Raw genomic sequence first — 7,455 nt, 5'->3', positions numbered from 1 at the left:
CTTTAATGGAGCCAATAATATTGCACTTGTGGGGCTGTCTATAAACCAGCCTGGAGGCACGGGGTTATCGTGCAAGCTAAGCCGAACTATTAAGTATGTTCAGCGTTCGACTGAGCGCTCACGCCGAAGTCTTAGCTTGTTTGATGACTGAGCGGGCTACTAAAAACCCAGACCTCAGCTCTTAGCAGGTCTGGGTAGTTTATAATCTCTATTAAGCCCAGAGACATAAGATGCTGACAAAAAAAGCGCACCAGAGAAAAATCAGTAACTCGTTTGACTTTAGTCAACTCTTTGCTCAAAGCATGAAAAAGGGTCAAATCAGTCACTCTGACTGGTATGAATTGCTGATCACACCGATGGATAATGCCTTTACCTCCGATCATGAGGATGCGGTGACTCGATTAATCTATGGGGTGCGACATGGCTTTGTTAAAGTCATTGATAATGGTTAGTTGTTTTAAACTAGCCATTAGCTATGTCGCGATTGCGGTGATTGCCCAATTGTATTACTAAGTAGGTCGGTGGAAATAAACCGAACTAGGTTAAGTTCTGTGAATGTTCCTCAAACCCTTACATAAACGTAGCTTGCTTCTCGCGAAAGCGAGTTCTCCGCCGTTAACTTTAATTGTCCCCACCTACTTAATGTCTATTTTCTTTCACGAAAACCTCTATCGAACACCCGCCCTGATGACACGGTTGCAGGAGTTTCCGGTAACCGTATGCGGGGCTGGGGCGCTGGGGGCAAATCTGACCGAAAACCTGGCTCGTTCTGGGTTTGGCAGGTTACGGGTAATCGATCGCGATCGCATCGAAGAACGCAATCTTTCCACTCAACCCTATTACAAATCTGATATTGGTGCTTATAAAACTAAGATATTGACAAATACGCTCTATCGTGCATTAGGTGTCACTGTCGATGGGCGTGCCAAAGAATTAACGGCGGACAACTGTTCTCAATTACTTCGGGATAGTCAGTTAGTCATTGATACCTTTGACAATAGTGTCGCCCGTCAAGCGGTGAAAGACTATTGTCAACAAGTGCAGATTCCCTGTTTGCATCTGGGATTAGCGAGTGACTATGCGGAAATCATTTGGAACGATAATTATCGCGTTCCCTCACCTGTCAATGATGATATTTGTGATTATCCCTTGGCGCGAAATTTAGTTATGCTGACGGTGGCGGTTGCTGGTGAGGTGATTATTACCTTTGTCGCTACTGAAAAGCAACAAAATTTCACGATTACGTTAGCCGATTTAGCCGTTAAACCTTTGAATCCGTAGGGGTTGCTTAGAAGACTGTACCTCATCAACCACCAAATCTGATGTAAGAGGAAAAAATACGACCAATAGTATTCCGAGAAACCGGGTTTTTCATGAGGATAACAACGAAATATTAAGTTTTCACCCAAAGAAACCCGGTTTCTTGACCGATGTCCTAGGGAAACTTCCGATCAAAATACCCCAGCGTTAAAGCTGGGGCATTCTATTTATTAAATTTTTTCTGTTATAGATTGGGGGAGTAGACTCCCTGGCTGAATGCATGATAGTCTTGAGTAGACCTAAACAAACAAATCATCGTCTTTTGGTCGGAGAAAGAGTAACCAATTCAGCGGCTGTTTTCCGGAAGGGATATAACCGTTCGATCCCCAGAAGCGACAGAACAATCAAAACCTGAATAGCCCATGGTGCCATAGCAAACCCAAAAATTAAGCAAAATATAGCACTACCTATAGCTAAAACCCGGGAAACTTCGTGAGAGGCGCGTAAAGACAGCCAAAGACTTGCGATGGCGCTGAGCAAAAGAATCAGGAAGATAGGAAGCATAGCGATCACCTCTTAAGAGTTCCTAGAGGGCTTCCATCCGATTCAACGACTGCGAAACCCTCAATGTTATCTACGCTAACATTGATTGATTAGAGAAAATTGTAATATTAATAACCAGTTCGGGTTTTTTCAGAAATCTTTGCATAACTTAGTATTCTTCAGGCAGAGGTGGGAGCATTTGCCTGCAAAAATCCGCATAACCAGTCCTTCAAGTGATAAGTAGCACGGCAATCATCTTCATTGTAGCGTTGAATAATCTCCAGTACCGTGCGATCGCCTGTTGTCAGCCACTGTTCATAGAGACAGACGCATTGAGAACCCGTTACCGCCGCATCGCGCCACTCAAAGCCTAACCACCGCGCTAAATGTTTGAGCGAATAGCTTTCCACGGGTAAGGTTACTGTACTCATAACCTGCTGATGAACATCGACAAAGCGCGACAGTAAGGGCTGTAGCTGGGTAAATGGGGTTTTGTAAAGTTTAGCTAAGCGCTTGACGGTTTCGACTTCATAATCAGAAAAATGAAAGATGGGAGCATCGGGGTAGAGCCACACCAACTCTAAAAATTGCTGCCAGATCAGGGCTTCATCGTCGGGATGTTCTGCCAAGAAGGGGTGAAATGTCTCGGTATTAGTGGAGCGATCAACTACCAAGATACCTAGTAAATAGTCCAGGTTTAAGTCGGGTTGAGCCTCAATATCAAAGAAGAGTTCGACAGAGGCTTGGGGTAATCGATCCGTATATCCCATCGAAGGCTGAAACTCTGAGTAAGAATTAACTCCAGCACCATTTGCATTGTTCTCCGATTCCGTCAACCTGTCGAATGGTGGAGTCTCCCTAGCTGGCTCAACTCTCTGACGCAGAATCACCCGATTGTACTGAATCGATTGAGCCTGTTGCACTAAATTGAATCCCACTTCGCTGCCAAACTCATAAGCCAAGGTGCTAATCTCAGCTTGGGCAAGGGATTCTACCGTCGTTATCCCTAACTCCTGTAAACTCTGGTAGCGCTTTGGCGTAACACCGGGTATCAACGAAATATGCTTTTGAGATTGCGCGATCGCATAACAGCTACTATGCCAATGGCAAAGCCCACATTTTTGCCGTGAGATAAAGACTTCCGGCGCTTGAGGTTGTTGCAGAGTTTGGATACAGTCTGCCAACTCCGCCTGCATCAGGGGTAGCCATTTATCCAGAGTCACCGAGTAGGCATTTTGACGCCGTAAAATTAACCAAGCCTGACTGGGCAAACTCCCCTGTATTTCAGCCAAAAGATGGGCATGAAACGCCGCGATGATTTGATAATCTGCCTTAGCCCGCCTGCCGAATTTAATCGAGACTGGAACATACATCCAATCCCCGAAAATCGAGTGTCCCGGCTGTTTGAGCAATAAATCAGGAGAACCCAGCAGCGTGACTCCCTCAACCGTTTGCCTGAGCAAAAGTCCCTTAGCGATACAATCGACTCCTTGCTGCATCAACTCCCACGTCGCCTGCGCTCCCGCTTGCCAATCATCTCGCCCATAGTTAGGAGTTTGTATCGGTGTCAGGTTTGCTCCAGTCGGTAATAAGGATAGGAGTGGACTTTCTCCGGCAGAACCATAGCTTCCCTCGTATTCTGCGCTTTTGAGGATAGCTTGCCGATGCGCCGAACTATCTTGGCGCAGTTTCAGTAGAAAATCTTGGGGCGGATCTTTTTGACTCGGATCACCATAATAGTCGAGAAACGCTCGACGCCGACAGCGTTTGTAATAGAGGAGCAATTCATCCGTCAGCAGCATAGCTTCATTGGGGATGGGGGATTGGGGATTGCTCATATTCGCGAAGCGCCAAGCACGCTCCGTCATTTTTCGTAGCACAGGGAACAAGGACTTTAAATTCATAATTCAAAACTCATAACTTAAAACTCGGTTAGGGCGGGTTTTGAATAAACGTTATCATTAATAGCTTGTGCGAAAGTTCATAAAACCGCCCCTACACAATTAAAACTCAACATGAATCGCGGGAATCCCCGTCCTCCACGCGCCATCACGGGGAAGGATAGCGGGGCGACGTAGGTACGGAGTCGCTAGTGCAGCGCGGCAGAAATACTTGAGCAGTTCATCTTAGGGTAAAATGGAACAAAGAAAACGGTACTGTATTAAATTTTGTAAACACCCCTCCAACCCTACGAACTTCGCTGACATCGGTGCTATTCGTTCTCAACCTTTTCCGACTGTCCTCAAAACTTAAAACTTTTTTCCACACAGGATGCAACTTTTCGCAGTTATTATTAATGGTCACTGGCAACCCGGAATCGGTGATCCTACGTTTATGGGCTGGTTTACAGTCGTGGCGTATTTTATCACAGCGTTATTGTGCCTGATCAGTGCCTTACCTCATCGGCTCGTCTTCCCTCTACAGCGAGTGAGTCAAATTCGTTGGCTATGGGGATTCTTCGCTATTCTTTTATTATTGCTGGGTATTAATAAGCAATTAGATCTACAGTCTTTGGTGACTGTAGTCGGCAAGGAATTAGCGCTATCTCAGGGTTGGTATCAGCAGCGTCGGATGGTTCAGACGCAATTTATTGCAGGAATTGTGATTGCGGCGTTACTTTTAGTTTCGGTAATCGGACGCGCCGTCTATGCTGAACGGCAAACCTATTGGTTAGCGCTTTTAGGTTTAATGTTCCTTTCTTGTTTTATTGTCATTCGCGCCTCATCCTTTCATCATATTGATGCCTTGATCGGTTGGCAAGTGGTCGGATTGAGAATGAACTGGATATTAGAAATAGGGGGTATCGCTTGTATCGCTATTGCCGCAATCAGGACTATTTTTAAGCGAATGTCTCTGACTTAAACCCGCCCTTACACACTCAAAACTCAGACTAAGGGAAATAGTTGATGAAGGTAAAACGCCAAAGCAGCACTAGCTACAGGTACGGTAAGATTATCCATGCCCCACTTCGAGAACATTTCTAAACCTGTAGCCCCTAACGCCACAGCGATAGGGAGTAACCATGTTTGCCAAATATTACCCTGAACCCCAAGTAGAATTAAACAACTGACCCCATAGCTGATTAGAGTCATTGTCAAAGAACCTTCCCAGCTTTTTGTCATCCCCCAGATTTGGTACTTATGCTGCCCAAATCGCTGACCCATTAATCCCGCTAGTCCATCTCCCCAGGTCATGACTAAAATGCCAATAGCAGCATAGTGGAATTGATGGGGCGACCAAAACCAGGCGATGAGGATGCCCATACTCACTGCATAGAAAAACGTACCAAAACTTCTACGTCCCACACTGTTGATACCGGGCAAAAATGGCACATAATACGACGAAAGTGCGATCGCGCTAGCGATGATCGATGCGGCTATACCAACCCAGGCGGGAATTTGTAACCACCAAGCCACTAAAATCACATTGCCAGTCCCGATGTGAACTACTTTGCGGGCTAATTCTGAATTCGTAGAAGTCCGGCGATGGAGTGTCTCAGCGGATAGCACAATCACACCTAGCCCCAGTGCCACAATACTAATGTGGAGCCATAACGCCGGAATTGATTCTAAGAAAGGTATTGAGTCAAACAAGAGTTAAACACAGAATAACAGAGGAGTGCCTATAACACTCTATTACATGATGAAAATTTTATTAATTTGGCTGATTCGAGCCTACAAAACCTTAATTTCCCCGATCTTTCCGCCAACCTGTCGATTTCATCCAACCTGTTCAACCTATGCCCTACAAGCCATTGAACGCTTTGGTCCCTGGCGTGGAAGTATCCTCGCACTACGGCGCATCTTACGTTGTCATCCATTTCATCCAGGCGGTTATGATCCGATTCCGGACGCAACTCCCAAGGATGAGAGGGGATCTGGGGGAGCCGATCTGTAGGGGCGGGTTTTACAGATAACGTTTTGGCACACACTGATAACTATCCGCTAAATCGCGTATTAAGATTCATTACTATTGCTGAGGAAATTACGTAAGTAGAAATACACAATAGTAGTTAAGCACATACGACTTATCAAGGACTTACGCCATCGAGTTATCTAAGCAGTATCTCCGTGTCTAAACGTAAGTCCTTTTTCTTTGTAGGTCTTACCCTGACAGTCTGTTTCCTTTAATTAATTTAACATTTATTTACGAAAGTACATAATTTTCTCCGTGATCCTACGGTGATACAAATGAACTGGCTAGCAAAGTTCCGGAAATATACGGATTATTTCGCTCTTTGAGTTGGATATGTTCTAAGAGGAAACACTGTATTCTTTAGCCCCTGAGCGCTTGTTCTGACGGTCAGGGGATTTCTTGTATAGCGCTACGCGCTAGGCAAGTCCTAACCTTAATGCGTAGTGCTATATCTGTCTTGAGTCATTAGTCTAAAAAACAAAGGACTAATGATCACGGACAAGAACAATGAAACCCTATTACCAGATTCCGATTCGAGACTGTGGAGAACCCCTAGTTCCCATACCCTTGGAACGGTTCGCGGTGGAATCCCTTCATCCTTATGAAAAACTGGGCGCTCCTTACGGGAAGACATCGCCCTACCATTTGCGCCAGACGGTGTTAGAGGCATTAATCACAGCTCAACATTACCTGCAACAGCGATGTCCGGGTTGGCGTATCCTGATTTTTGATGCCTATCGTCCTGTAGCGGTTCAGGAATTTATGGTCAACCATACATTCGCTGAAGTGGTGCGATCGCAAAACATCAACCCAGCGACTCTATCGGAATCAGAACGCCAGAAAATATGGCAGCAAGTGTATAAAATTTGGGCATTACCGAGTCCTGATCCCTTAACCCCACCACCTCATAGTACGGGTGCAGCCGTGGATATTACGCTTGTCAATGAGAAGGATGAGACGATTGACATGGGTTCGGAGATTGACGAACTCTCACCCCGTTCTGATCCAGATTACTACGCCCAAGAATTGCACCTCCCCTATCATGCCCATCGGCAATTGTTACGGGATATCATGCAAAAGGCAGGATTTCAGCGTCATCCAGGGGAATGGTGGCACTTCTGCTGCGGCGATCAGATGTGGGCGTGGTTGTGCCATCAACAGCACCCCAGCCAGAGGTTTATCGCTCGTTATGGTCGAGTAGCTGGTGATTAAGGGAATTAAACCGATATTCTGGGTAAAGACGATTTTTTTGTCTGTCGATCACTCCCATCTGAATAGGTTATGGTTGCACCGAAACAAGTCTATGTTCTCTTATTCAATACTCGTAGCGAAAACGAGGGGATTCACACCCTGCAAATCGGCGATCGCAATGTGGTGTTGATGTTTGAGTCAGAGGATGACGCCATTCGTTTTGGCGGGATGCTGGAAGCCCAAGATTTCCCCAATCCCTCGGTGGAAGCGCTGGAGGTTGAGGAAATTGAAGAATTCTGCAAAAGTGCCGGCTATGAGTGCCAACTCGTTGAAACCGGGATGTTGGCATTACCGCCGGAAACAAATGTGGAAAAAACAGACTGGCAACCTGATGGGACGCCAACTCAAGAACCAGAGATGTCTGATCTGGATCGAATTCGCCGTCAGCTAGAGGGATTGTTGTAAGGTGAGAAAATTTCAAGTTAACGGTGGCGATCGTCTTATGTCATTCGTAAGGGTTTGAGGAATATTTACAGAACTTAATGT

At 45.7% G+C, this 7,455-nt stretch carries 8 protein-coding genes; 6 read left to right on the top strand and 2 right to left on the bottom strand.

Annotated features, from left to right (window positions below; all coding sequences use genetic code 11):
* Nucleotides 1-230: 230 nt before the first annotated feature.
* Nucleotides 231-452: a hypothetical protein gene (locus tag RH949_RS09815; RefSeq protein ID WP_006098405.1), complete on the top strand. Its 222-nt coding sequence runs from the start codon at nt 231-233 to the stop codon at nt 450-452.
* A 190-nt stretch (nt 453-642) separates the two neighbouring features.
* Nucleotides 643-1,281 (top strand): ThiF family adenylyltransferase, encoded by a 639-nt coding sequence (locus RH949_RS09810; protein ID WP_446352758.1) that lies wholly within the window; start codon nt 643-645, stop codon nt 1,279-1,281.
* A gap of 701 nt (nt 1,282-1,982) precedes the next feature.
* Here the strand turns inward: RH949_RS09810 and RH949_RS09805 are convergent.
* Nucleotides 1,983-3,605 (bottom strand): TM0106 family RecB-like putative nuclease, encoded by a 1,623-nt coding sequence (locus tag RH949_RS09805; protein ID WP_446352756.1) that lies wholly within the window; start codon nt 3,603-3,605, stop codon nt 1,983-1,985.
* 469 nt (nt 3,606-4,074) lie between these two features.
* Here RH949_RS09805 and RH949_RS09800 point away from each other — a divergent pair, with 469 nt between their 5' ends.
* On the top strand, nt 4,075-4,665 hold the full coding sequence (locus RH949_RS09800) for a hypothetical protein (protein ID WP_052307417.1): 591 nt from the start codon (nt 4,075-4,077) through the stop codon (nt 4,663-4,665).
* Between the two features lie 23 nt (nt 4,666-4,688).
* Here RH949_RS09800 and RH949_RS09795 read toward each other — a convergent pair whose 3' ends face one another.
* On the bottom strand, nt 4,689-5,396 hold the full coding sequence (locus RH949_RS09795; RefSeq protein WP_446352753.1) for a diacylglycerol/polyprenol kinase family protein: 708 nt from the start codon (nt 5,394-5,396) through the stop codon (nt 4,689-4,691).
* 49 nt (nt 5,397-5,445) lie between these two features.
* On the opposite strand from RH949_RS09795, the gene yidD reads away from it, so the two are divergent.
* The 3 genes from yidD (at nt 5,446) to RH949_RS09780 (ending at nt 7,374) form a co-directional block, all read left to right on the top strand.
* Nucleotides 5,446-5,700, top strand: coding sequence for a membrane protein insertion efficiency factor YidD (gene yidD / locus RH949_RS09790; RefSeq protein WP_044204732.1), 255 nt, complete (start codon nt 5,446-5,448; stop codon nt 5,698-5,700).
* 525 nt (nt 5,701-6,225) lie between these two features.
* Nucleotides 6,226-6,930 carry a M15 family metallopeptidase gene (locus tag RH949_RS09785; protein ID WP_006098385.1) on the top strand — a complete coding sequence of 235 codons (705 nt, stop codon included), beginning with the start codon at nt 6,226-6,228 and terminating at the stop codon, nt 6,928-6,930.
* A gap of 69 nt (nt 6,931-6,999) precedes the next feature.
* A complete protein-coding gene (locus RH949_RS09780) occupies nt 7,000-7,374 on the top strand; it encodes a DUF3110 domain-containing protein (protein WP_446352751.1) in 375 nt (124 codons plus the stop codon).
* The last annotated feature ends 81 nt before the right edge of the window (nt 7,375-7,455 follow it).

This window comes from Coleofasciculus sp. A1-SPW-01 (assembly GCF_040217205.1).
GTDB lineage: Bacteria > Cyanobacteriota > Cyanobacteriia > Cyanobacteriales > Coleofasciculaceae > Coleofasciculus > Coleofasciculus chthonoplastes_A.
This window is presented reverse-complemented; position numbering and strand designations above follow the sequence as displayed.